This is a genomic window from Allobosea sp. LjRoot237, assembly GCF_964253285.1.
Lineage (GTDB): Bacteria > Pseudomonadota > Alphaproteobacteria > Rhizobiales > Beijerinckiaceae > Allobosea.
The window spans coordinates 3,491,244-3,514,090 of the sequence record NZ_CAXUQP020000001.1 but is presented as its reverse complement, the minus strand read 5'-3'; the positions used below and the strand labels follow the sequence as shown (position 1 = coordinate 3,514,090).

The window sequence follows — 22,847 nt, the reverse complement described above, 5'->3', positions numbered from 1 at the left end:
AATGAAAGCGCTAGAAGGCGTCAAGATTCTCGACTTCACTCATGTCCAGTCGGGGCCGACCTGTACGCAGCTCCTCGCCTGGTTCGGCGCCGACGTGATCAAGGTCGAGCGTCCGGGCACCGGCGACATCACGCGCGGCCAGCTCTGCGACGTGCCGGATGCCGACAGCCTCTATTTCACGATGCTGAACCACAACAAGCGCTCGATCACGCTCGACACCAAGAACCCGAAGGGCATGGAAGTGCTCTGGGAGATGGTGAAGATCTGCGATGTGATGGTCGAGAACTTCGCCCCGGGCGTGCTTGATCGCATGGGCCTGACCTGGGCGAAGGTCCACGAGGTCAATCCGCGTATGATCGTCGCCTCGGTCAAGGGCTTCGGTCCGGGCCCTTACGAGGATTGCAAGGTCTACGAGAACGTTGCGCAGTGCGCCGGCGGCGCGGCCTCGACGACGGGCTTCCGCGACGGCCTGCCATTGGTCACGGGCGCCCAGATCGGCGATTCCGGCACCGGCCTGCACCTCGCGCTCGGCATCGTCACGGCGCTCTATCATCGGACCCATTCCGGCCTCGGCCAGAAGGTCGATTGTGCGATGCAGGATGGCGTGCTCAATCTCTGCCGCGTCAAGCTGCGCGACCAGCAACGCCTCGACCACGGCCCCTTGAAGGAATACAGCCAGTTCGGCGAGGGCTTGCCCTTCGGCGATGCCGTGCCGCGCGCCGGTAACGATTCCGGCGGCGGCCAACCCGGCCGCATCCTGAAATGCAAGGGCTGGGAGACCGATCCGAACGCCTACCTCTACTTCATCACCCAGGCCCCGGTCTGGGAGAAGATCTGCGATGTCATCGGCGAGCCGACCTGGAAGACCGATCCGAACTACGCCAAGCCACCGGCGCGCCTGCCCAGGCTGAACGAGATCTTCGGGCGGATCGAGCAATGGACCATGACCAAGACCAAGTTCGAGGCCATGGACATCCTCAACGAATACGACATCCCCTGCGGGCCGATCCTGTCGATGAAGGAGATCGCCGAGGAGAAGTCGCTGCGTGACACCGGCACCGTGGTCGAGGTCGACCACCCCAAGCGCGGCAAGTACCTCTCGGTCGGTAACCCGATCAAGCTCTCCAACAGCCCGTCCGAGGTCAAGCGTTCGCCGCTGCTCGGCGAGCATACCGAGGAAGTGCTGCGCGACGTGCTGAAGCTCGATGAGGGCCGCATCGCGGCGATCATCGAATCGGGCGCCACCGGCGCGTTGACGCGGGAGGCGGCGGAGTAATTTTTCAAAGCTCCCATTGACCTCTCAGGGTGGCGCCTCGGCAACGAGGCGCCACCCTTTTTTTTGCGTCAGGGCGAGAGCGCCTGTTCGGGACGCGATGGCGAGGCGTCTTTGCCGGCGCATGATCGGTGCGGCCTCGAGCGGCGGGGGCAAAGCTCAATCGGGAGCAAGCGTGTCGAACGCGACGGCATAGGTCGCAAGGCCCCTCACGATCGCGTCCATGTCCTGCTCGCCCAATTGCGAACGCATCTCGCGCTCGGCGATGTCGACGGCGTCACGAAAGGCCGCGAGCCAGATCAATCCGGCCGGGGTGAAGGTCACGATTCGTGCACGCCGGTCGCTCGGATCGACGGCACGCGTGACCAGTCCGAGCGCGGCGCATTGATCGACCAACTCGCCCATCGCCTGCTTGCTCATGGAGGCGCGTCGGGCCAGTTCGGTAAGCCGCGTCCCACCGACATCGAGATTGCGGGTCAAGCTCACATGCGCGATGCGCGTTTCTGCATGACCGCCACTGCTCATGAGGTCGAGGACACGCGCCTCGAAGCGGCGCACTGCATTGTTGAGAAGACGGCCGATATTGGCGTGTCGCCAAGCTGTCCCTGCGCTTTCGAGCTTGGCTTGTTCCATCTGTCCTGCTGTTCCTCGGGCGAATTCCGAAGATTTTCTTGGGCTAATGAGCGCCCTTGTCATGCGTTAAAGCGCAAAAGCCAGAGAGTATCCATCTCTCGCGGGGTCGCCGATGCAGCTGGCTTCGTGTCGCGCAAACGGCCGCCCGAGCTGCGTCGCGGGAGAAGGCTTGACGATTGACAGGCGCTGCAGGCTCTGCCCAGATGGCCGCGTCCGATGGCATATTATATGACTAATTGGATTGATCGGCCAAAGAGTCGAGCCACAGAGCAATCTGGGAGAAGACGCATGAAGGCAGTCCGATGGATTATGGCGCTTGCGCTTGGCGCTTTCGCTTTTGTACCGCTGGCCCAGGCCCAGCAGAAGGGCACGATCGGCGTCTCGATGCCGACCAAATCCTCGGCGCGCTGGATCGCCGACGGGGACAACATGGTGAAGTCGCTCAAAGAGAAGGGCTACGGCGTCGATCTGCAATATGCGGACGACGACATCCCGAACCAGCTCGCCCAGATCGAGAACATGATCACCAAGGGCGTCAAGGTCCTGGTCATCGCCGCGATCGACGGCACCACCCTGTCGGACGCGCTGCAGCAAGCGGCGAGCAAGGGTGTCAAGGTGATCGCCTATGACCGCCTGATCCGCAATTCCAAGAACGTCGACTACTACGCCACCTTCGACAATTTCCAGGTCGGCGTGCTGCAGGCCGGCTATATCGAGAAGGCGCTCGGTCTCAAGGAAGGCAAGGGGCCCTTCAACATCGAGCTCTTCGGCGGCTCGCCGGACGACAACAACGCCTATTTCTTCTACAATGGCGCGATGTCGGTGCTGGAGCCCTACATCAAGAGCGGCAAGCTCGTGGTGCGCAGCGGCCAGCTCGGCATGGACAAGGTCTCGACGCTGCGCTGGGACGGCGCGGTCGCCCAGGCCCGCATGGACAACCTGCTCAGCGCCTATTACGCCGACAAGCGCGTCGACGCCGTGCTCTCGCCGTATGACGGGCTGAGCATCGGCATCATCTCCTCGCTGAAGGGCGTCGGCTACGGCAGCGGCAAGCAGGCCATGCCGGTGATCACCGGGCAGGATGCCGAGGTGCAGTCGGTCAAGTCGATCCTCAACAAGGAGCAGACCTCGACCGTGTTCAAGGACACGCGCGAGCTCGCCAAGATCGCGGCCAACATGGTCGACGCCTCGCTCTCGGGCAAGGAGGTCGAGGTGAACGACACCAAGACCTATGAGAACGGCGTCAAGACGGTGCCGTCCTATCTATTGAAGCCTGTCAGCGTCGATGCCTCGAACTGGCGGGAGACGCTGATCGCTAGCGGCTACTACACCGAGAACCAGGTGAAGTGAGCACGATCCGGCGCGCTCGCCGCGCCGGATCCATTCGCCATCTCCCCGCGGGCGCCTGTTCGCCCGTGCCCCCTTCGCTGCGGGATGGATCGATGCAAGCAATTCTCGACATGCGCGGGATCACCAAGACGTTTCCCGGCGTGCACGCGCTCGACAATGTCAACCTGACCGTCAGGGCAGGCGAGATCCACGCCCTGGTCGGCGAGAACGGTGCCGGCAAGTCGACCTTGATGAAGGTGTTGAGCGGCGTCTATCCGCACGGCTCCTATTCCGGCGCGATCCATTTCGACGGGCAGGAGCGTCAGTTCCGTGGCATCGCCGACAGCGAGAGCCTTGGCATCATCATCATCCACCAGGAGCTCGCTCTGGTGCCGCTGCTCTCGATCGCCGAGAACATCTTCCTCGGCAACGAGCAGGCGAGCCATGGCGTCATCGACTGGTCGGCGGTTTCGGCCCGCGCCAAGGAGTTGCTCGCCAAGGTCGGGCTGAAGGAGGCGCCGGAGACGCTTGTCACCACGCTCGGCGTCGGCAAGCAGCAGCTGGTCGAGATCGCCAAGGCCCTGTCTAAGCGGGTCAGGCTGCTCATCCTCGACGAGCCGACCGCGAGCCTGAACGAGCGTGACAGCGATGCCCTGCTCGAACTGCTGCTCGAATTCAAGCGGCAGGGCATCTCCTCGATCCTGATCTCGCACAAGCTCAACGAGATCGCTAAGGTCGCAGACGCGATCACCGTGCTGCGCGACGGCGCCACGGTCGAGACGCTCGACTGCCGCGCGCAGGCGGTCAGCGAGGACCGCATCATCAAGGGCATGGTCGGGCGCGAGATGGCCGATCGCTACCCCAGGCGGGAGAGCCGTCCCGGCGAAGTCCTGTTCGAGGTCGAGAACTGGACGGCGCACCATCCGGTCCACGCCGAGCGGCAGGTGGTGAAGAACGTCAACCTCAGCATCCGCCGCGGCGAGGTCGTCGGCATCGCCGGGCTGATGGGGGCGGGACGCACCGAATTCGCCATGAGCCTGTTCGGCCGCTCCTATGGCCAGAAGATCAGCGGCACGGCCAAGCTCGCCGGCAGGCAGATCGATGTCGGCACGGTCGGGCGCGCCATCGCCAGCGGCCTTGCCTATGCGACGGAGGATCGCAAATCCCTCGGCCTCGTCCTCGAAGAGGACATCCGCAAGAACATCACCCTCGCCAATCTGGCGGGTGTCGCCGAGCGCGGCGTGATCGACGACATGCGCGAGCTTGCCGTCGCCAACGACTATCGGGCCAAGCTCAGGATCCGCAGTCCCAGCGTCTACCAGCAGGCCGTCAACCTGTCCGGCGGCAACCAGCAGAAGGTCGTGCTGAGCAAATGGCTCTTCGCCGATCCGCAGGTGCTGATCCTTGACGAGCCGACACGCGGCATCGACGTCGGCGCCAAATACGAGATCTATACGATCATCAACCAGCTGGCCGAGGCCGGCAAGGCGGTGCTGATGATCTCCTCCGAGATGCCGGAGCTGCTCGGCATGTGCGACCGCATCTATGTGATGAACGAAGGGGCGTTCGTCGCCGAACTCGACGCCACGGAGGCGTCCCAGGAAAAGATCATGCAAGCCATCATGAGATCGGGGAGACGCTGATGGATACGAGCCTGACCGACGATCTGCGCGGCTCGAAGGGCGCGTCCTCGCTGAGCTTCATCAAGTCGCATTTCCGCGATTACGGCATGCTGCTCTCGCTTCTGGCGATCATGCTGTTCTTTCAGTTCATGACCAACGGCACGCTGCTGAAGCCGCTCAACCTGACCAATCTGATCCTGCAGAACAGCTATATCGTCATTATGGCGCTCGGCATGCTGCTGGTCATCGTCGCCGGGCATATCGACCTCTCTGTCGGCTCGGTGGTCGGTTTTGTCGGCGGTCTCGCCGCGGTGCTGATGGTGCGCTACGGCTTCCACTTCGTGCCGACCATCATCATCTGCCTGATCGTTGGCGGGCTGATCGGCGCGGCGCAGGGCTATTGGGTGGCCTATTTCAACGTGCCATCCTTCATCGTTACACTCGCCGGCATGCTGGTCTTCAAGGGGCTGACGCTCGCTCTGCTGGGCGGCATGTCGGTCGGTCCGTTCCCGCCGACCTTCCAGAAGCTCTCCTCCGGCTTCATCCCCGACCTGTTCGGCATGGACGGCTTCAACCTGACCGCGCTCTTCCTTGGCACCGCCTGCGTCGTCGCCATGGTCTATTTCAGCCTGCGCAGCCGCAGCAACCAGCTTCGCCACGGTGTCGAGACCTCGCCTTTCACGCTTTTTGCCGCCAAGAACGCGTTGCTGGCTTTGCTGGTCGCCGCCTTTTGCTATCAGCTCGCCACCTATCGCGGCCTGCCGAACGTGCTGGTGATCATGATCCTGCTGATCGCCCTCTACGCCTTTGTCACCAACCGCACCGTGATCGGCCGGCGCATCTACGCGCTCGGCGGCAACGAGAAGGCGGCGCGGCTCTCCGGCATCAAGACCGAGCGCTTGACCTTCCTGACCTTCGTCAACATGGGCGTGCTCGCCGGGCTCGCCGGGCTGATCTTCGCCGCACGCCTCAACACCGCGACGCCGAAGGCGGGCTTGGGCTTCGAGCTCGACGTCATTGCCGCCTGCTTCATCGGCGGTGCCTCGGCGTCGGGCGGGGTCGGCAAGGTCACCGGCGCAGTGATCGGCGCCATGGTCATGGGCGTGATGAACAACGGCATGTCGATCCTCGGCATCGGCATCGACTATCAGCAGGTCATCAAGGGCCTGGTCCTGCTCGCGGCGGTTTCGATCGATGTCTACAACAAGAAGAAATGACCCTGCGGTGCTCTCGACGGGCGGTCGGGCGCTGCCCGGCATGCCCGGGCGAAGAGTCCCGCCCGCATCATGAACTCGCCGCAGCCCGCCTCGGCCCTGTCAATGCCCTCCCGTTCCGCGCACGAGCTCGTCGTGCACGGCATCGGGCGCCGGATCGTCGCCGGGCAATATCCGATCGGCAGCACTTTGCCGGGCGATGCCGACCTGACGGAGCGCTTCTCCGTCTCGCGCTCGGTCTTGCGCGAAGCGCTCAAGACGCTCGCTGCCAAGGGGTTGATCGAGCCAAAAACCAGGGTCGGCACGCGCATTCTCGACGAGAAGCGCTGGAACATGTTCGACGCCGATATCCTGAGTTGGCGCTTGCAGCGCGGGGCCGATGCACCCTTCTTCGAGAACCTTTTCGACATCAGGCAGGCGCTCGAGCCGCTGGCGGCCGCTTCGGCGGCGCTACGCCGCAGCGACGAGGACATCTGCCGGATCGAAGCGGCCTGGCGACGCATGGGCCCGCCGGACCAGACGCGCGATGGCTTCACCACGGCCGATCTCGCCTTCCACCGTGCCATCCTCGACGCGTCCGGCAACCCCTTCCTGCATTCGATCGGTTCGGTGATCGAGACGGCGCTCGCAGCGGCTTTCGCGCTGAGCGCGCCGGTCGATGATCCCGAGCGCTTTGCCCTCGCGTTGGGGCAGCATCGCGCCATTCTCGATGCGATCATCGCGCGCGATGCCGATGCGGCGAGCGCTGCGATGACGATCGTCATCACCGAAGGCACGCGCTGGACCAGCATGGAATTGCAGGCGGCGCCGAGCATCGAGATCGTGCTCAGGCTGTTCGGTCGTTGACCCGGTTGCCTCGCCGTGCCCGGCATGGTCGCAACCTCGCCTGCGCCCGGCGCCGCGCGCCGCAATTGCCCTGAATTGACCAAGGAGTGGACCATGGCTGCCCTGTATTCGGACCTTGCGAAGAAGGTCGTGCTCGTCACCGGAGGCGCCCTGGGCATCGGCGCCGCGATCACGCGCCGCTTCGCCGAGCAGGGCTCGACCGTGATCCTGTTCGATATCCAGCGCGCCGCTGGCGAGGCGCTCGCGGCGGAGCTGACGGCAGCCGGTTTGTCTGCGCATTTCCATGAGGTTGATCTGACCGATATTCCTGCGCTTCAGGCAGGGGTCGAACAGGCTCGCGCAGCACACGGCCCGATCCAGATTCTCGTCAACAACGCCGCGCATGACGAGCGGCATCCGACCGAGAGCGTGACGCCGGAATATTGGGACGGGCGGATCGCGGTCAATCTGAAGCATCAGTTCTTCGCCGCGCAGGCGGTGCTGCCAGATATGAAGGCGGCCAATGCAGGCGCGATCATCAATTTCGGCTCGACCTCCTGGATGGCAGGGCAGGGCGGCATGGCCGCCTATACCGCAAGCAAATCCGGCGTGATCGGGCTGACGCGCTCGCTGGCGCGCGACTACGGCCCCTACAACATCCGCGTCAACGCGATCGCGCCAGGCTGGATCATGACCGAACGGCAGATCGAGAAATGGCTGACGCCGGAGAGCGAGGCCGAACTCATGCGCCGTCAGTGTCTGAAGCGCCGGCTCGTTCCCGACGAGGTCGCGCGCGTCACCGTCTTCCTGGCGTCGGACGAGGCCTCGGCCTGCACTGCGCAGCACTATGTCGTGGACGGCGGATGGGTTTGACCGATCTGCGATGCGTCACGCGATCGGCAATCCCGGCAGCAGCTTGTCGAGCGTGATCGGCAAGCTGCGGACGCGTACGCCTGTCGCGTTGTAGATCGCGTTGGCGATGGCTGCGTTGGCTCCGCAGTTGCCGAGTTCGCCGACGCCTTTGGCCCCCAGCGGATTGGCCTTGTCGTCATGCTCATCGAGGAAGACCGCGTCGACATCGGGCGTGTCGGCATGGGCGGGCAGGTGGTAGTCGCCGAGGTCGTGATTGACGAAATGGCCGTGCCGCGGGTCGAGCACGGTCTCCTCGGTCAGGGCGGCGCCGACGCCCCAGATCATGCCGCCGATCATCTGCGAGCGTGCCGTCTTCGGGTTGAGGATGCGGCCGGCGGCGAAGACGCCGAGCATGCGCCGCAAGCGCGGCTCGCCCGTGTCGAGATCGACGCTGACCTCGGCGAAATGCGCACCATGCGAATGCTGCGAGAAGCTCTGATAGGTCTCGCCGCGTGCAGCATTACCTTCGGCGCTGATGCCTTCGGGCGCGACCGCGGCGATGATCTCGCGGAGCGGGTGGCTTTGCGAGCCGATGCTCAGGGCAGCGCGAGCGAAGCGTGCCTCGGCAATGTTGGCACCATGCAGCGGCGAGCGCTCATGCTCCCTCGCCGCCGCCAGGATCTTCTCGCGCAGTGCGAGGCAGGCGTGGTGTGTCGCTGTGCAGGTGCTGGTCGCGCCCCAGGAACCGCCGGAGCCGGCGCTGCGCGGCAAGGTGCTGTCGCCAAGTTCGACGCGGACTGACGCGAGCGATACGCCCAGCCGCTCCGCCGCGACCTGGGCGAGGATCGTGTAGGTCCCGGTTCCGATATCGGTCATGTCGGTCTGGACGATAATCTGACCCTGCGCGTCGATCGTGACGCGTACGGTCGTCGGCCCGAGATAGTTGGCTCGCGTCGCAGCCGCCATGCCGTAGCCGATGAGCTTGCGGCCCTCGCGCCGGCTGCCGGGCTGGCGCGGCCGCTCGTCCCAGCCGAAGCGCCCGGCGCCCTCCCGCATGCAGGCGATGAGGTTGCGCGTGGAGAACGGTACGTTCCGCTCCGGATCGCGCTCCGGCTCGTTGCGGATGCGTAATTCGATCGGATCGAGCCCCAACGCTTCGGCGAGTTCGTCCATGGCGCATTCGATCGCGAAGAGACCAGGAGCCTCGCCCGGCGCCCGCATCCACTCGCCGCGATTGGTGTCGAGCCGCACGAGACGATGCGTCGTCCGGCGGTTGGGCGCGGCATAGAGCGAGCGGCCGGTCGCCGCCGTCTGCTCGGCGAACTCCTCGCAGCGCGCCGTCGTCTCGATCACGTCGTGGGAGAATGCGGTGAGCCGTCCGTCACGCGTCGCGGCGAGCCGCATGCGATGCTGGATCGCCGGGCGATGGCCAGCATTGGCAAACATCTGCTGCCGCGTCAGTGCGACCTTGACGGGGCGCCCGAGCTTCCGCGCGGCGAGCGCGGCCAGCACCGTCTCGGCATGGACGATCAGCTTCGAGCCGAAGCCGCCACCGATGAAAGGGCTGACGATCCGGACCTTGTCGAGCGGCAGCCGCAGCGTCGCAGCCAGGCCAGCGCGGATGTTCGCCAGCGTCTGCGTCGCCGTGTGGACCGTCAGCGTGTCGCCGTCCCAAGCGGCCATCGCTGCATGCGGCTCCAGCGGATTGTGGCTGGCGAAGGCGGTCTCGTATGTCTGGTCCAGCGTGACAGGCGCCGCGTTCATCGCAGCGTCGACATCGCCGATGATCGAATCCGTTGCCAGGCCGGCATTCGCACGCGCCGGACGATAGGCATCGGCCAGGCCGGCTTCAAAATCGAAGGTTCCCTTTGCCTGCTCGTAGCGACAAGTGATGAGATTCGCCGCATAGCGCGCCTCCTCGAAGGTCTCGGCGACCACCAGCGCCACGGGCTCGTCATGGAAGCGGATGGCGTCGCTCGCCAGGACCGGCCGTGCCCGAGTGAAGACCTGAGGCACCTCCGGCGTGGTCGGTTCGCCGAACACGGCTTGTTCGGGTGCGTTGCGGTGGGTCAGGACCAGCAGCACGCCGGGTGTGCGCTCGGCGGCGAGGGTGTCGATATCGGCCAGCCGGCCGCGGCCGATCGTGGCGCCAAGGATGAAGCCATAGGCCGGTCGGGAGGCGGCGCGATGCTCGTAGCCATAAGTCGCGAGACCCCTGACCTTCAGCACGCCATCGATGCGGTCGAGCGGCCGGCCGATGATATCGCCGTCAATGGAAGCGGAGCTTTGAACGATGTGCCTGTTCATCGGAAGTCCCTTCAGGCGGTGCGCGTGGTTTCGATGAGGGTCCAGCGCAGGCTGCGGCGCAGGAGCTCGTGCTTGAAGTCGACCTGTGCGGAGCGCCGTGCGCCGGAGAGCGCGGCCTCCGCCGCGGCGCGGTAGCATTCCTCGGCGGCCGGCCGGTTTGCGAGCGCTGCTTCGGCGGAGAGCGAGCGCCATGGTCTGGGCGCGACGCCGCCAAAGGCGAGGCGCGTCGAGCGGATACGCCCTCGATCGGCGTCGACCACCGCCGCGACCGAGACCAGCGCAAAGGCATAGGAGGCCCGGTCGCGTACCTTGCGGTAGAGCTGGCGTCCCGGCGGAGGCGGCGGAAGCACCACCGCCGTGATCATCTCGCCGGTGGCGAGGTTCGTTTCCCGCTCCGGCGTGGTGCCGGGCAGCCTGTGCAATTCGCCAAGCGGGATGACTCGCATGACGCCTGCGCCGTCGATCGTCTCGACGCGTGCATCGAGCGCAGCCATCGCGACCGCCATATCGGAGGGATGCACGGCGGCGCAGGCCTCGCTCGTACCGAGAATGCCGAGACTGCGCTCGAAACCGCCGAGCGCCGAACAGCCGGAGCCAGGCGCGCGCTTGTTGCAGGCCATGCCGGGATTGTAGAAATACGGGCAGCGCGTGCGCTGGAGCAGGTTGCCGGCGGTCGTCGCCTTGTTGCGCAATTGCCCCGAAGCACCGGCGAGCAGCGCCTGCGCGAGCAGCGGGTAGCGCAGCCGGACGCGCCGGTCGGCGGCGAGGTCGCTGTTGGGAAGCTGGGCTCCGATGCGCAGCCCGCCTTCAGCGGTCTCTTCGAGGCCGCGCAAGGGCAACCTGCTGATGTCGACGAGATGAGCCGGACGCTCGATGCCGAGCTTCATCAGGTCGATCAGATTGGTGCCGCCAGCGATGAACTTCGCGTCGGGACGGGCGGCGACGGCGGCTGCGGCTTCGCGGAGGCCGGTGGCGCGTTCATAGGTGAAAGGTCGCATCGGCTTACCCCCGTTCAGCGACGTCGCGGATGGCCGCGACGATGTTGGGATAGGCCGCGCAACGACAGAGATTGCCGCTCATCCGCTCGCGGATTTCCGCATCGTTCAAGCTGAAGCTGGCCGCCGCGACATCGGAGCTGGCATGGCTCGGCCAGCCAGCCCTGGTCTCCTCAAGCATGGCGACGGCCGAGCAGATCTGGCCCGGCGTGCAATAGCCGCATTGGAAGCCGTCATGGGCAACGAAAGCCGCCTGCATCGGGTGCAATGCGTCGCCCTGGGCAAGGCCTTCGATCGTGGTGATCTCGTCGCCCTGATGCATGATCGCCAGTGCGAGGCAGGCATTGATGCGCCGGCCGTTGACCAGCACGGTGCAGGCTCCGCACTGCCCGTGGTCGCAACCCTTTTTCGAGCCGGTGAGGCCGATCTCGTTGCGTAAAGCGTCGAGCAATGTCGTGCGTGGATCGAGCGAGACGGAGACGGCGCGCGAGTTGATCCGCAGCGCCATCGGCACGCGCACGCTCGCATCGGCTGCAGCCGGCGCCGAAGCCGCCGGATTGCGGGCTTCGGCAGGCGCGCCGGCGAGCAACGCGAGCGTGAGAGCCGAACTGCCTTCGAGGACCTGACGGCGCGTGGCGTCCGGTAAGCGGGTGATCATGCGGCAAGCCTCCTCGCGTCCTGCCCTGCCGCCCGGTCGGAAGGGCAGGGCCTCGCCGCCTGATCTGGCGATGGGGGCTTCTCCCGTCTTTCGCAAACCGGGAGCGATTGTCGCGATTCAGGAAAAAGCTGCGCGGTAAGCCTGTGGCGTCGTTCCGCGCCGACGCCGGAAGGCCGCTGCGAAATGGCTCTGGCTGGCGAAGCCAAGCCGCGCGGCGAGGTTCGCGATCGGCAGGTTGGAGCGGGCCAGTTCCGCCTCGGCGCGCTGCATGCGGCGCTCGAGCACGAAGGCATAGGGCGCGAGGCCGGTCGTCGCCTTGAAGCGCCGTGCGAAACTATCCGCACCCATTCCGGCGACGGTGGCGAGCGTACCGAGCGTGATCTCGCCACCCAGATGCGCGTCGATGTGCTCTTCCACACGGCGAAGCGTCATCGGGCTCAGCTTCGCATGCGCAGTCGGCGTTGGCGCGGCTTCGAGGAGGCTGGCGCGACTGAGGCAGAGCGCCGCCAGATGCTCAACATAGAGAGCATCGTGAGAGAAGCCGGCTGCGAGGTCGGCTCGCAGGCTCGCAAGCACTGCCGGCAGAAGCGGATCTTGGGCATTGGTGCGGGCGCCCCCCTGCAGGAGCGACCCGCTGCCGGGGAAAGCGAACTCCGGATCGATCCAGAGTGCGGCATAGACCAGGTCGGCTCCTTCATAGATCCCATGGCGCGGCGTGCCCGCCGGCACGATCGACACCATACCTGGTCGGTCCGCGCCCTCGTGCGGCTGGGCGCCTCCGGCTGTGACCTTGGTCCTGCGCGTGCCGCCATGGCAGGTCGCGACGATCAGATGAGCCGGGGCGACCCAATTCAGCTCGGCCTCGCTGCAACGCCAGCGCCGCTGGTCGAAGATGATCCGGCCATCGAGCCAGGACGCCGATACCGCGTCTGTCGCCGGCGTTGCTCCTCTCTCCACAAGGCGGCCCTGGCCGAGCATGGGCAGCGATACCGGCGAGGGTGAAGCTTGTGCAATCTCCATCGCCTCTAATCTGGCTCACGGACGGCCACTCCGCACCGGAGGCAGAATTCACAAAGCCTCGATCGGGATCGCAAGAGGGGGGTACTTTATGCCAGACGGGCGAGGTCGAGAAACGGACCGGAAGCCGGTCCGCCGCGGTATTTGACGAGCCTGTCACGAGCTGCGCGAGGCGAGGTAGCCGTCGATGCTCGAGCGGGTTCCGGACTGCCAGATTCTCTGCAACGCCAGACTGAACGCCTCCCGGAAGCGCCGGTCCTCCCCCAGGTCGCCATAGATGTCCTGCATGGCGAGCCAGACCTCCGGCGTGTGCCTGGCCTGCTGCGCCTGCATCGTCAGGCGCGGCCAGTTCGGATCGTTCGGCGCTATCGGCTGCCCGCTTTCGGTTTCGCCATGGCAGTAGCGGCACCACAGGGCGCTGACGAGTGCGAGGCCGTCGATCGGCCCGCCGGCTCGCAGCGCATCGCGCAATGTCGGCAGGATGAACTTCGGCTGGCGGTTCGAGCCGTCCAGGCACAGCCGGCGGATCGTGTCGCCGATCTTTGGATTGGCGAGGCGCCGCTCGATCATGCGCTTGTAAGCGGCCAGATCGGTATCCGGAACCGGTGGGACCCTGGGGATGATTTCCTCATCGAGCAGAACTGAGAGGAAGCGCGCGATCTGCGCGTCTTCCATCGCCTCGTGGACGAAGTGGATGTCGAGCAGGCCGGCGGGATAGGCTATCGCCGCGTGACCGCCATTGAGCATGCGGATCTTCATCAGCTCGAAGGGCGCGACATCGGCGACGAACTGAACGCCGACCTGCTCCAGCCGAGGGCGCCCGGCGGGAAAGTGGTCCTCCAGCACCCATTGCCGGAAATCCTCGCAGAAGACCGGCCGCCTGTCCTCGATGCCGAAATCATCGCGCAGGGCCTGGCGTTCGCGCTCCGACGTCGCCGGCGTGATGCGGTCGACCATGCCGTTCGGAAAGGCGACATTCTCGCGAATCCAGTCCGCCTCCGAGCGATCGATCAGATCGACGAGGCCGGTTACGGCGTTTGCCGTGACATGGCCGTTACCCAGCAGATTGTCGCAGGACATCACCGTGAAGGGCGGCAGGCCGGCCGCGCGCCGCTTCAGCAGCCCGGCGGCGATCAAGCCAAAGGCTGTCTTCGGGCGAGCGAGACGATCTTCGGCATCGGCGACGATGTCGGGATGGCTCACATCGAAAGCCTGTGTCGCCGGGTCGACATAGTAGCCGCCCTCGGTGACGGTCAGCGAAACGATCCGCGTCCAGGGATCGAACAGGCGCTGCAGGATCGCCCCGTGGTCACCCGGCGGAATGAAATCGATCATAGCGCCAGTGACCCGCGCCTGTGAGCGGTCGGCCTCCTGCGTCACCACGGTGGTCAGGAAGTCCTGCGCGGTAAGATCGCGCCCCATCTGCGCGTCGCTCTCACGCACGCCGGTGCCGATGATCGCCCAGTCATGGTCGAGGCCGCGCTCGAACAATTCATCGAGATAGGCCGCCTGGTGGGCGCGATGGAAATTGCCGACTCCGATATGGACAATGCCCGGGCTCAATTGCTCCGAACGGTAGCTCGGGGTCGCAACCGCTCCCCCGATCTCGGCAAGCGTCGCGCGTGACAGAGACACGGCCATCTTCGTCACTTCGCCCTTGCGCTCAGGAGCTGCAGCGCGAGGTCCGGGCGGTCGCTGGTGATCTGCGAGACCGGCTGGCCGAGCCAGTGGTCGAGATCACCAACCGTATTGGGCACCCAGACGCCGAGCTTGTCGCGCCCAACGATCGCGATGGCGCGGTCGAGCGCAAGGCGTAGCAGCGACTGCTCGACGGCGATGATACAGCCGAGGTCGACGAAGCGCTTCAAGGTCCTGTCGACGCCGCCGAAAGCCTCGCAGGAGCGGCGGTCGACCGAGGCAAGCCGGCGCATCTCGGGCGCCTTGGCCCTGATCTCCTCGATGACCTCCGGGACGAAGCAGGTCAGCACGACGCGCGCGGCGAGCCCACGCTCCCTGACCAGCGCGATCACCTTGTCGAGCAGGCCGGGATAGGGATTACCGAAGGCATCCATCTTCATCTCGATCTCGAGCTCGATGTTCGTCGGCGCGAAGACGTCGAGGACGGCGGGCAGCGTCGGGATCGTCTCGCTGAGCGTATCGTGGAGCTTGACCTTGCGCAGGGCCTCGCGGCTCAAGCGCGCGACCGGCCCCTTATGGTCCGTCGTGCGCTCGAGCAGCGGGTCGTGGATCACCATGATCTCGCCGTCGCTCGACAGATGCACGTCGAGCTCGACGGCGTCGACGCCAAGGCCACAGACATTGCGGAAGCCGCTGAGGCTGTTCTCCGCCCAGATATTGCGCGCGCCGCGATGGCCGATGATCCGCATGATGAGTTCCGTTGTCCGGGTTATCCGCTACTTGCCGCTGTCCACCAGCCCCTTCACGAACCAGCGCTGGAGGATGAGGATGACGAGGGTCGGCGGCAGCATCGTCAGGAAGGCCGCATTCATCAGCAGGTGCCAGGTCGGCAACGAGTCGCTCTGCGGCATCAGCTTCTTCAAGCCGATCACCGCATTGGCCATCGCCGGGTCGGTGGTGAGCAGCAGCGGCCAGAGATACTGGTTCCAGCCCATCAGGAAGAGGATGATCGCCAGCGCCACGATGTTCGAGCGCGACAGGGGCAGCAGGATCAGCCGGAAGAACTGCCACGGGCTGGCGCCATCGATGCGCGCCGCCTCGCAAAGCTCGTCGGGGACGGTGAGGAAGAACTGACGGAAGAGGAAGGTCGCCGTAGCGGAGGCGATCAGCGGCAGGATCAGGCCCGAATAGGTGTTGACCAGATTCCAGTCGAGATCGACCAGCGCCTGGATGCCAAGCCAGGAGCCCAGAATGTTGAGCGGCAGCGCGACATTTGCCGCCGACTCGTAGGTCGGCACGATGCGCACCTCGATCGGCAGCATCAGCGACATGAAGATCAGCCAGAACGCCGTCATCCGGAAGGGGAAGCGGAAATAGGTGACGGCGAAGGCCGCGATCACCGAAACGGCCAGCTTCCCGACGGTGATGCCGGTGGCGATGATGAAGGAGTTGAGCAGCAGCCGGCCAAAATTCGCGTTGCTCAGGACGGTCTGCATGTTCGCGAAGAACTCGGTGCCCGGCAGCCAGGACATCGGCACCCGCATGATCTCCTGCTGCGAGAGCGAGCCGGTGACGAGGACGAAGTAGATCGGCAGGCAGACGAGCGCGGCGCCCACCAGCAGGATGAGATGGCAGACGGCGTCGATGATCGGCGTACGTTCGTTCATCGCGATCCTAGACGCTGTAGTTCACGCGGCGCTCGACGAAGCGGAATTGCGCGAAGGTCAGGAACAGGGCGAGCGCCATCAGCACGACGGATTGCGCGGCGGAGGAGCCGAGGTCGAGCGTGACGAAGCCGTCCTGATAGACCTTGTAGACGAGGATGGAGGTTGCACCGGCCGGGCCGCCCCGGGTCGTGGCGTCGACGATCGCGAAGGTCTCGAACAGCCCGTAGACGAAATTGATCACGATCAGGAAGAACAGCGTCGGCGTGATCATCGGCAGCGAGATGCGCAGGAAGCGCTGGATCGGTCCCGCGCCATCGAGATAGGCGGATTCGAGGATCGACTGGGGTACCGAGAGCAGCGCCGCGACGAGGAAGATGTAGTTGTAGCAGATGTGCTTCCACGAGGCGGCCATGACGATCAGGCTGAGCGCGTGCCAGGAATTGCGGTTCGGGTCCCAGTCGAAGCCGAGCCCCTGCAGCATGTGCGCGACAGGGCCGACCCGGGGATTGAACAGGAAAGCGAGCATGATGCCGGCGATCGCCGGGGCGATGGCATAAGGCAGCAGGAGCACGGTCCGGTAGACGCCGCGTCCGCGCAGGATGTGGTTCGAGGCGAAGGCGAGCAGCAGCGCGAGCGACAGCGTCAGCACGTTCTGCGCGATGGTGAAGATCAGCGTCACCTGCGCCGATGACCAGTAGACGCCGCTGCGGAACAGCCGCTCGAAATTCTGGAAGCCGACCCATTGGGTGGTGGCGCCGAACGGATCGGTCAGCTGGAAGGCCTGGATCAGCGCCCTGATCGAGGGAATGAAGAAGAACAGCAGCAGAATGAAGAGCTGCGGCGCGAGCAGCCAGAACGGCAGGCGCCAATCCCGGAAATGCGCGCGCTTCAGCCCGCTTTCGGCCTGGCCATCGTCCTTGAGGAGCAGGCGCCGGAACGGCCAGCGGAGGCGCAAAGCGCCGCCGCCGGCCGCCACGGGAAGGGCCGCCGTACTATTTCTTGCCGGCATTGAGCTGCTCGTAGCGGCGCAGCACCTCGTTGCCGCGGCCCACTGCATCGTCGAGCGCCTGTTGCACCGGCTTCTTGCCGAGGAAGGCGGCCGAAACCTCCTCCATGATCGCGACGTTGATCTGGTTGCTGTTGCCGATGCGGAAGCCGAGCGAGTTGTCGCTGGGCGTGCCGCGCATCAGCTGCACCACGGCGATCTCGCGCGTCGGATTCTTCTGATAGTAGCCCTGCGCCTTGGCCGCGTCGTAGGCGGCGGTCGTGACCGGGACATAGCCCGTCGCCTGATGCCACCAGACCTGCGTGTCGGTCTTCGCGAGGAAATCATAGAAGGCGGCGATCGCCTTGTACTTCTCCGGCGTATGCCCCTTCAGGGTCCAGAGCGCGGCGCCGCCGATGACGCTGTTCTTCGGGGTCACGCCCTGCTCGTAGGGAAGCTCCGATGCGCTCCAGTCGAACTTCGCGGCGGCGACGACCGCGGCATGCGATGCGGTGGAGGCGATGATCGTCGAGCACTCGCCCGAGGTGAAGAGCTGGATCGGGATGATGCCCTGGCCGGCGAGTTGCATCACGCCGGAGCTCACCAGCCGCTTCATGCGCTCGACCTGGCCGACGAGCTTGCCCTTGTTGAAGACGAAGCTGGTGTCGAGGCCGTCCATGCCGTTGCGCTTCGTCGCATACGGGATGTCGTTCACCGCGCTGTAGTTCTCGAGAAAGCTCCACTCATAGTCGCCGGGGAGCACCATCGCGCATTTCGACACGCCTTTGGCCTTGATCGCGTCGAGCTGCGGCTCGAGCTCCTGCCAGGTCGCGCCGGGCTTGTCGAAACCGGCCGCTTTGAAGTGGTCGCGGTTGTAGAACAGGATCGGCGTCGAGGAATTGAACGGCATCGCCTGGAGCTTGCCGTCGATCGCATAGTAGCTGACGACCGGCGCGATGAATTTCGAGACGTCGATCGGGCGGCCCTGCTGCGCCATCAGCTCGCTCGTCGAAACGATGGCGCCGGAATTGACCATGGTGAGGAAGGAGCGCTCGTTCGACTGCACGATCTCGGGCTGGCGCTTGGCGCGGTAGGCCGCGATCGTACCGTTCAGCACCTCGTCATAGGTGCCCTTGGCGATCGCCTTGACGACGTAGTCCTTCTGGGAGTCGTTGAACTTCTTGACCACCTCGTCGACACGCTCGCCGAGCGCGCCGCTCATCGCGTGCCAGAACTCGATTTCCGTCGCGGCCTGGACGGAGGACAGTCCCGCCAGCAGCAGAGCGCCTGCACCCGCCAACGCACCATAAAAAGGTCGCATGTAAAGCCTCCCTCACGAGTTATATGAGCATATGCTCTTGGTTTAAGCATATGCTCGCACACTGGCTCTCTATGTCAACCGTTGGTGACGGGCATATGACAGCCGTCCGCTACCGCAGTCTGCGTGCGCCCGGGGGCAGGTGAGGGAGATGATTGGCGGGGTCAGTCCGCGAGGAGGGCGCGCGCGGTGTCTTCGTCCGTGACGAGGCCGTTCACGATCTTGCCGGCGAGCGCGGCACGCAGCGGCGCGACCTTCGCCGGGCCCTGGCCGATGCAGATGCGCAGTCGGGCACTGCCGGGCTCCGGCGGCACGCTGGTCACGCGCAGATTGGTGCCACGGTCGAGAAGGCGGCCTTCCGCGTCGAAGACCCAGCCGGTCACCTCGCCGACGGCGCCGTGGCGAACCATCTCGAGCAGCTCGCTGCGCGTCATGAAGCCGTCGCGGTACAGCACGGCGTCATCGCCGATCTGACTGATGCCCATCACCCAGAGATCGGCCTCGCCGGCGATGGCGCGGATGCGCCTGACCGACTCGATTTCGATGAGCTGGGCGCGCTCCTCGGGGCTCGACACGTAGAGCGGCAGCGGCATCGGGAAATGCTGCGCCTTGGTGATCTCGGCAAGCTTGACCAGCGTATCGAAAGGGCTGGCCGAACCGTCGGGGGAGATGGTCCCGACCAGTGAAACGAGCCGGTGCAACGGGCAGGACATCGCCGGAACGCGCTCGATGCTGGCCCGCATCGAGCGGCCGGTGCCGAGCGCCATGACCAGTGATTTGCGCGAGCGCAGCCAGCGCTCGATCAGTACGCCGCCGAGCGCCGCGACGCCGGCCGCGCCCGTCTCTGCCGAACCGTCCGAAGGGGCGACGTCGCAATGCAGCAGCTCGAAACGATCGCGCAGCCTTGCGGCGAGATCCATGCAGGTGCTGATCGGGTGATTCATGCGGAAGCTGATCAGCCCCTCGCTGCGGCAGAGCGAAACGAGGCGCTGCGCGGCCGGGCGCGAGATGTTCAGGATCTGCGCGATGTCGTCCTGCGTGCGGCCGGCGATGTAGTAGAGCCAGCCGGCGCGGGCTGCATCGTCGAGGCGGGCGCTATCGTTGTCGGCCATCGAATCCTCAGCCGGCCACTGGCGCAAGCGCCAGCTCTTGCCAGGATTCGAAGAGGCGGTCGGCTCCGGCCGCCAGAAGCGCCCGGCGCTGGTCAAGAACCGCGAAATGGCTGCCGGCGGCCAGGCCGTAGGCCGTCATTCGCGCAGCCTTCGCCGCAGTGACGCCGCTGACGCTGTCCTCGATCACCAGGCAGCGTTCGGGCGCCACGCCGCGCTCATCGGCCGCCAGCAGGAACAGGTCCGGCGCGGGCTTGCCGCGCCGCACGCGGGTCGTGCTGAAGATCCGCCCCGCGAAGAGATCCCAGAGATCCACCTTCCGCAGGCAGAGCTCGATACGCTCTTCGTCGCTGGACGAGGCGACGCAGTAGTCGCTCCCGAAGGCCTCGACGGCGCTGCGGACGCCTTCGACCGGCTGGAGTTCGCTCCTGAACGCGGCGAAGAGCTGTGCCCGCCAGTCCCGAGTGAAGTCGGCCGAGGCCGGGCGGCCGGTCATTCGCTCGTAATCCTCGATGATTGCGCCGGATGGCCGCCCGAGATAGCGGCGCATGACCATCGCCAGATCATAGCTGGGATCGAAGGGCGAGAGAATATCGACGAGGGTGCGGCAGCTGATGACTTCGCTGTCGACGAGCACGCCGTCGCAATCGAGGATGACGAGGTCGAAAGGCGAGTGCGGAGAGGGCATCGGGCAACAGTTAATTTGAACAGATGCTCACATGAAGAGCATCCGCCCGGTTCTCTGTCAAATCCACACCCGGTCAGTAAAGGCTGCGGCTGACCTCCGCTGCACGTCGCCAGAACTCGTAATGCTCCAAATAGGCTGCAGCCCTCGCGGCGTTCGGGCTGAAGACATCGACATCGCCTGATGGCGGCGTGCAGATCACATCCGGATCCTCGTCGGTGCAGGCCAGGCGGGCGAGGCGGGCGGCCCCGAATGCGGCGCCGGCCTCAGCCTGGCGATAGCGCGCTAATGGTATAGCCAGCACATCAGCGAGGATGGACAACCACAGATCCGAGCGCGAACCGCCGCCGATGACCATGGCCTCCCCGATTGGCGAAGCACCGGTCTCCAGCGCAGTCTTGCCGTCCCGGAAGGCGAAGGCGACGCCCTCCAGAACGGCCTGGGTCATGGCCCGGCGGTTGGTCTCGTGGCCGAGGCGGGCGAAACCGCCACGCATCTGCGGGTCGTTGTGAGGCGTGCGCTCGCCCGACAGATAGGGCGTGAAGAGCACGGGGGAAGGGCGCTCCGCCAGCTGGCCGAGCTCGTCCAGCAGCGCGATTTCGGGTTGCCCGGACACCGACGCCCACCAGCTCAGGCTGGCGGCGGCCGAGAGATGAACCGACATCTGATGCCAGCGGTCCGGCAGGGCATGGCAGAAGGCATGAACGGCGCTGCCGGAGCGCGGCTCGAAGTGTTCGGTCGTGCGCCAGAGCACTCCGGAGGTCCCCAGTGACAGGAAGCTGGTGCCGGGCGCGACGGCCCCCAGGCCGACAGCTCCGGCGGCGTTGTCACCGGCACCGCCGGCGAAGAGGGGCGGTGCGTCGAAGCCAAGCTCCCGGCTGAGCTCGGTTCGCATGCGGCCCGCCGGCTGCGATCCTTCGACCAGCGTGGGCATGAAGCTGCGATCGAGCCCGGTCGCGGCCAGCATCCGGTCAGACCAGTCGCGGCCGCCGACATCGAGCCAGAGCGTTCCGGAGGCATCGGACATGTCTTCGATCGCTTCGCCCGTCAGCGCGAGCCGCAGATAGGCCTTCGGCAAGAGAATCCGGCGGGTCCGCCGGAAGATGTCGGGCTCGTGCCGGCGCACCCAGAGGAGCTTGGGGGCGGTGAAGCCGGGCATGGCGATATTGCCGGTGATCCGCCGGGAGTCCGGCTCGGCCGCCTCGATTTCGGCGCACTCGGCAGCCGCACGGCCATCGTTCCAGAGCATGCAGGGACGCAGCGGCCGATCGTGCTCGTCGAGCAGGACCGCACCGTGCATCTGCCCGGACAGCCCGATGCCGGTGCAGCGGCGGAAGGCCTCGGGGCTGGCGTCCCTCAGGCCATCAAGGACAGCCAGCGCGGCGCTGATCCAATCCGCGGGATTCTGCTCCGACCAGAGCGGCGCGGGGCGATCGACGGCGAGGTCTCGCGCCGCAGTGGCGAGCACGTGCTGATGGCCGTCGACCAGTACGGCCTTGATCGATGAAGTCCCGAGATCGATGCCGATATAGGTCACATCAGAGCCTGCGGAGCGTGGTCAATGGAGTTAGCCGGGCAAGCCGCTCGGGTAGATCATGCTCTTCACCATGCCGGCCTCGTTGGCGGCGTGGCGCCGGAAGGCGGCCGGTCCGTCGGCAAGGGTGAAGCGGTGGCTGACCACGGCTTCGACATCGACCCTGCCCAGCGCCACCAGCTCGATCGCGCGTGGATAGACATGCCCCATCCTGCGCGAGAACTTGATGTTCAGGCCGCGCCTGCGGGCTTCGGCCGCCGGAATCACATAGCTGTCGCCGTCCGGTATGCCGACCAGCACGACGCGGCCGCCGATGCGGGCCGCACGGATGGCGTCGCGAAAGCCCTCGGGAGCGTTGGTCGCCTCGATCACCAGTGGCAAGCCCTCGCCCTTCGTCCATTCGGCGATCTCGGCGACGCTCGCGCCGGCCTTGCTTGCCCCCAGCCTGAGGGCGAGCTCGCGGCGATGCGGCTGCGGATCGCAGGCGAGGACCTCTCCGACGCCCGCCGACCGCAGCACCTGCAGGATCAGCAGGCCGATCGGCCCGCACCCGATCAGCGCCACTTTCTCGAGCAGGCGCGGCTTGGCGAGATCCACGGCATGGATCGCAACGCCCAACGGCTCCAGCATGACGGCCTCGCTCGGCGAGAAGGCTTCGGGCACCGTGACGATCTGCGATTTCGGCACCCAGATCCGCTCGGTCATCGCCCCATCATGCGGCGGGGCTCCGATGAAGACGACGTCGGGACAGAGATTGGGATGCCCGTTCTGGCAATGCTCGCACTGCCCGCAGGCCTGGTTGGGATCGACGGCAACCAGCGCGCCCCGCGCCAGGCCGAGCTCCGGCAGGTCCTCGGTCAGCCAACCGCTGAATTCATGGCCCGGGACGAAGGGCGCCGAGATCACCGCGGAGCCGATGCCGCCGTCCTTGTAGTAGTGCAGATCGCTGCCACAGAGCCCGACGGCGGCGACATCGAGCAGGGTCTCACCGGCAGCTCCTTCGCGCAGGTTGAACGGCGCGATGCGTGCATCGCCTGCGGCATGGAGGAAGACGGCATGGGACATGGGAGGTCAGCGCTCGCTAGGGAACAGTCCTTCAACAAATGTATTTTGTAATTTACACTAGTTAGGTCAAGCGCAAAACTGCTGGCGGCCATCCCTTTCCGCCGGCGGCCAGCCGTTCTCA

The 22,847-nt window shown here is 65.8% G+C and carries 20 protein-coding genes; 6 read left to right on the top strand and 14 right to left on the bottom strand.

The window, feature by feature from the left end; all coding sequences use genetic code 11:
• Position 1 precedes the first annotated feature (1 nt).
• On the top strand, positions 2-1,276 hold the full coding sequence (gene frc / locus ACSQ24_RS17095) for a formyl-CoA transferase (RefSeq protein ID WP_436095831.1): 1,275 nt from the start codon (positions 2-4) through the stop codon (positions 1,274-1,276).
• A gap of 156 nt (positions 1,277-1,432) precedes the next feature.
• On the opposite strand, the gene ACSQ24_RS17090 is transcribed toward frc, so the two are convergent.
• Positions 1,433-1,906 carry a MarR family winged helix-turn-helix transcriptional regulator gene (locus ACSQ24_RS17090; RefSeq protein WP_436097911.1) on the bottom strand — a complete coding sequence of 158 codons (474 nt, stop codon included), beginning with the start codon at positions 1,904-1,906 and terminating at the stop codon, positions 1,433-1,435.
• 288 nt (positions 1,907-2,194) lie between these two features.
• On the opposite strand from ACSQ24_RS17090, the gene chvE reads away from it, so the two are divergent.
• The 5 genes from chvE (at position 2,195) to ACSQ24_RS17065 (ending at position 7,769) form a co-directional block, all read left to right on the top strand.
• Complete coding sequence (chvE, locus tag ACSQ24_RS17085; RefSeq protein ID WP_436095830.1) at positions 2,195-3,256, top strand: multiple monosaccharide ABC transporter substrate-binding protein; 1,062 nt, start codon at positions 2,195-2,197, stop codon at positions 3,254-3,256.
• Positions 3,257-3,348: 92 nt separating this feature from the next.
• Complete coding sequence (mmsA, locus tag ACSQ24_RS17080; RefSeq protein ID WP_436095829.1) at positions 3,349-4,878, top strand: multiple monosaccharide ABC transporter ATP-binding protein; 1,530 nt, start codon at positions 3,349-3,351, stop codon at positions 4,876-4,878.
• An 11-nt stretch (positions 4,879-4,889) separates the two neighbouring features.
• Positions 4,890-6,074 carry a multiple monosaccharide ABC transporter permease gene (gene mmsB, locus ACSQ24_RS17075; RefSeq protein ID WP_436097910.1) on the top strand — a complete coding sequence of 395 codons (1,185 nt, stop codon included), beginning with the start codon at positions 4,890-4,892 and terminating at the stop codon, positions 6,072-6,074.
• Between the two features lie 102 nt (positions 6,075-6,176).
• On the top strand, positions 6,177-6,917 hold the full coding sequence (locus ACSQ24_RS17070; protein WP_436095828.1) for a FadR/GntR family transcriptional regulator: 741 nt from the start codon (positions 6,177-6,179) through the stop codon (positions 6,915-6,917).
• Between the two features lie 93 nt (positions 6,918-7,010).
• Positions 7,011-7,769, top strand: coding sequence for an SDR family NAD(P)-dependent oxidoreductase (locus ACSQ24_RS17065; RefSeq protein WP_436095827.1), 759 nt, complete (start codon positions 7,011-7,013; stop codon positions 7,767-7,769).
• A 15-nt stretch (positions 7,770-7,784) separates the two neighbouring features.
• On the opposite strand, the gene ACSQ24_RS17060 is transcribed toward ACSQ24_RS17065, so the two are convergent.
• The 13 genes from ACSQ24_RS17060 to ACSQ24_RS17000 form a co-directional block, all read right to left on the bottom strand.
• On the bottom strand, positions 7,785-10,055 hold the full coding sequence (locus ACSQ24_RS17060; RefSeq protein ID WP_436095826.1) for a xanthine dehydrogenase family protein molybdopterin-binding subunit: 2,271 nt from the start codon (positions 10,053-10,055) through the stop codon (positions 7,785-7,787).
• Positions 10,056-10,066: 11 nt separating this feature from the next.
• On the bottom strand, positions 10,067-11,053 hold the full coding sequence (locus ACSQ24_RS17055; RefSeq protein ID WP_436095825.1) for an FAD binding domain-containing protein: 987 nt from the start codon (positions 11,051-11,053) through the stop codon (positions 10,067-10,069).
• 4 nt (positions 11,054-11,057) lie between these two features.
• Positions 11,058-11,708 (bottom strand): 2Fe-2S iron-sulfur cluster-binding protein, encoded by a 651-nt coding sequence (locus tag ACSQ24_RS17050; protein ID WP_436095824.1) that lies wholly within the window; start codon positions 11,706-11,708, stop codon positions 11,058-11,060.
• A 117-nt stretch (positions 11,709-11,825) separates the two neighbouring features.
• Positions 11,826-12,728 carry a helix-turn-helix transcriptional regulator gene (locus tag ACSQ24_RS17045; RefSeq protein ID WP_436095823.1) on the bottom strand — a complete coding sequence of 301 codons (903 nt, stop codon included), beginning with the start codon at positions 12,726-12,728 and terminating at the stop codon, positions 11,826-11,828.
• A 153-nt stretch (positions 12,729-12,881) separates the two neighbouring features.
• A complete protein-coding gene (locus tag ACSQ24_RS17040; RefSeq protein WP_436095822.1) occupies positions 12,882-14,366 on the bottom strand; it encodes a mannitol dehydrogenase family protein in 1,485 nt (494 codons plus the stop codon).
• A gap of 5 nt (positions 14,367-14,371) precedes the next feature.
• Positions 14,372-15,112: a glycerophosphodiester phosphodiesterase family protein gene (locus ACSQ24_RS17035; RefSeq protein ID WP_436095821.1), complete on the bottom strand. Its 741-nt coding sequence runs from the start codon at positions 15,110-15,112 to the stop codon at positions 14,372-14,374.
• Between the two features lie 27 nt (positions 15,113-15,139).
• Positions 15,140-16,030: an ABC transporter permease subunit gene (locus ACSQ24_RS17030; protein WP_436095820.1), complete on the bottom strand. Its 891-nt coding sequence runs from the start codon at positions 16,028-16,030 to the stop codon at positions 15,140-15,142.
• Between the two features lie 7 nt (positions 16,031-16,037).
• The gene (locus tag ACSQ24_RS17025) at positions 16,038-17,039 is read right to left on the bottom strand and encodes an ABC transporter permease subunit (RefSeq protein WP_436095819.1); all 1,002 of its coding nucleotides are present in this window, start codon (positions 17,037-17,039) and stop codon (positions 16,038-16,040) included.
• Positions 17,023-18,336, bottom strand: a complete 1,314-nt coding sequence (locus tag ACSQ24_RS17020; protein ID WP_436095818.1) for an extracellular solute-binding protein — start codon at positions 18,334-18,336, stop codon at positions 17,023-17,025. Before ACSQ24_RS17020 ends, ACSQ24_RS17025 begins: the two co-directional genes overlap by 17 nt.
• A 161-nt stretch (positions 18,337-18,497) precedes the next feature.
• Complete coding sequence (locus ACSQ24_RS17015) at positions 18,498-19,445, bottom strand: sugar-binding transcriptional regulator (RefSeq protein WP_126112953.1); 948 nt, start codon at positions 19,443-19,445, stop codon at positions 18,498-18,500.
• A 7-nt stretch (positions 19,446-19,452) separates the two neighbouring features.
• On the bottom strand, positions 19,453-20,130 hold the full coding sequence (locus tag ACSQ24_RS17010; protein ID WP_436095817.1) for an HAD family hydrolase: 678 nt from the start codon (positions 20,128-20,130) through the stop codon (positions 19,453-19,455).
• 73 nt (positions 20,131-20,203) lie between these two features.
• On the bottom strand, positions 20,204-21,664 hold the full coding sequence (gene xylB, locus ACSQ24_RS17005) for a xylulokinase (protein WP_436095816.1): 1,461 nt from the start codon (positions 21,662-21,664) through the stop codon (positions 20,204-20,206).
• A 30-nt stretch (positions 21,665-21,694) separates the two neighbouring features.
• Positions 21,695-22,726 (bottom strand): zinc-dependent alcohol dehydrogenase, encoded by a 1,032-nt coding sequence (locus ACSQ24_RS17000; protein WP_436095815.1) that lies wholly within the window; start codon positions 22,724-22,726, stop codon positions 21,695-21,697.
• Positions 22,727-22,847 lie beyond the last annotated feature (121 nt).

Excerpts from the sequence above, each read along its gene's own strand:
- ACSQ24_RS17000 (WP_436095815.1), bottom strand. The coding sequence starts at position 22,726 with ATGTCCCATGCCGTCTTCCTCCATGCCGCAGGCGATGCACGCATCGCG.
- ACSQ24_RS17060 (WP_436095826.1), bottom strand. The coding sequence starts at position 10,055 with ATGAACAGGCACATCGTTCAAAGCTCCGCTTCCATTGACGGCGATATC.
- ACSQ24_RS17090 (WP_436097911.1), bottom strand. The coding sequence starts at position 1,906 with ATGGAACAAGCCAAGCTCGAAAGCGCAGGGACAGCTTGGCGACACGCC.
- ACSQ24_RS17045 (WP_436095823.1), bottom strand. The coding sequence starts at position 12,728 with ATGGAGATTGCACAAGCTTCACCCTCGCCGGTATCGCTGCCCATGCTC.
- mmsA (WP_436095829.1), top strand. The coding sequence starts at position 3,349 with ATGCAAGCAATTCTCGACATGCGCGGGATCACCAAGACGTTTCCCGGC.
- ACSQ24_RS17055 (WP_436095825.1), bottom strand. The coding sequence starts at position 11,053 with ATGCGACCTTTCACCTATGAACGCGCCACCGGCCTCCGCGAAGCCGCA.
- ACSQ24_RS17040 (WP_436095822.1), bottom strand. The coding sequence starts at position 14,366 with ATGGCCGTGTCTCTGTCACGCGCGACGCTTGCCGAGATCGGGGGAGCG.
- ACSQ24_RS17070 (WP_436095828.1), top strand. The coding sequence starts at position 6,177 with ATGCCCTCCCGTTCCGCGCACGAGCTCGTCGTGCACGGCATCGGGCGC.
- chvE (WP_436095830.1), top strand. The coding sequence starts at position 2,195 with ATGAAGGCAGTCCGATGGATTATGGCGCTTGCGCTTGGCGCTTTCGCT.
- ACSQ24_RS17010 (WP_436095817.1), bottom strand. The coding sequence starts at position 20,130 with ATGCCCTCTCCGCACTCGCCTTTCGACCTCGTCATCCTCGATTGCGAC.
- ACSQ24_RS17035 (WP_436095821.1), bottom strand. The coding sequence starts at position 15,112 with ATGCGGATCATCGGCCATCGCGGCGCGCGCAATATCTGGGCGGAGAAC.
- ACSQ24_RS17065 (WP_436095827.1), top strand. The coding sequence starts at position 7,011 with ATGGCTGCCCTGTATTCGGACCTTGCGAAGAAGGTCGTGCTCGTCACC.
- ACSQ24_RS17015 (WP_126112953.1), bottom strand. The coding sequence starts at position 19,445 with ATGGCCGACAACGATAGCGCCCGCCTCGACGATGCAGCCCGCGCCGGC.
- ACSQ24_RS17050 (WP_436095824.1), bottom strand. The coding sequence starts at position 11,708 with ATGATCACCCGCTTACCGGACGCCACGCGCCGTCAGGTCCTCGAAGGC.
- ACSQ24_RS17025 (WP_436095819.1), bottom strand. The coding sequence starts at position 17,039 with ATGCCGGCAAGAAATAGTACGGCGGCCCTTCCCGTGGCGGCCGGCGGC.
- ACSQ24_RS17030 (WP_436095820.1), bottom strand. The coding sequence starts at position 16,030 with ATGAACGAACGTACGCCGATCATCGACGCCGTCTGCCATCTCATCCTG.
- ACSQ24_RS17020 (WP_436095818.1), bottom strand. The coding sequence starts at position 18,336 with ATGCGACCTTTTTATGGTGCGTTGGCGGGTGCAGGCGCTCTGCTGCTG.
- frc (WP_436095831.1), top strand. The coding sequence starts at position 2 with ATGAAAGCGCTAGAAGGCGTCAAGATTCTCGACTTCACTCATGTCCAG.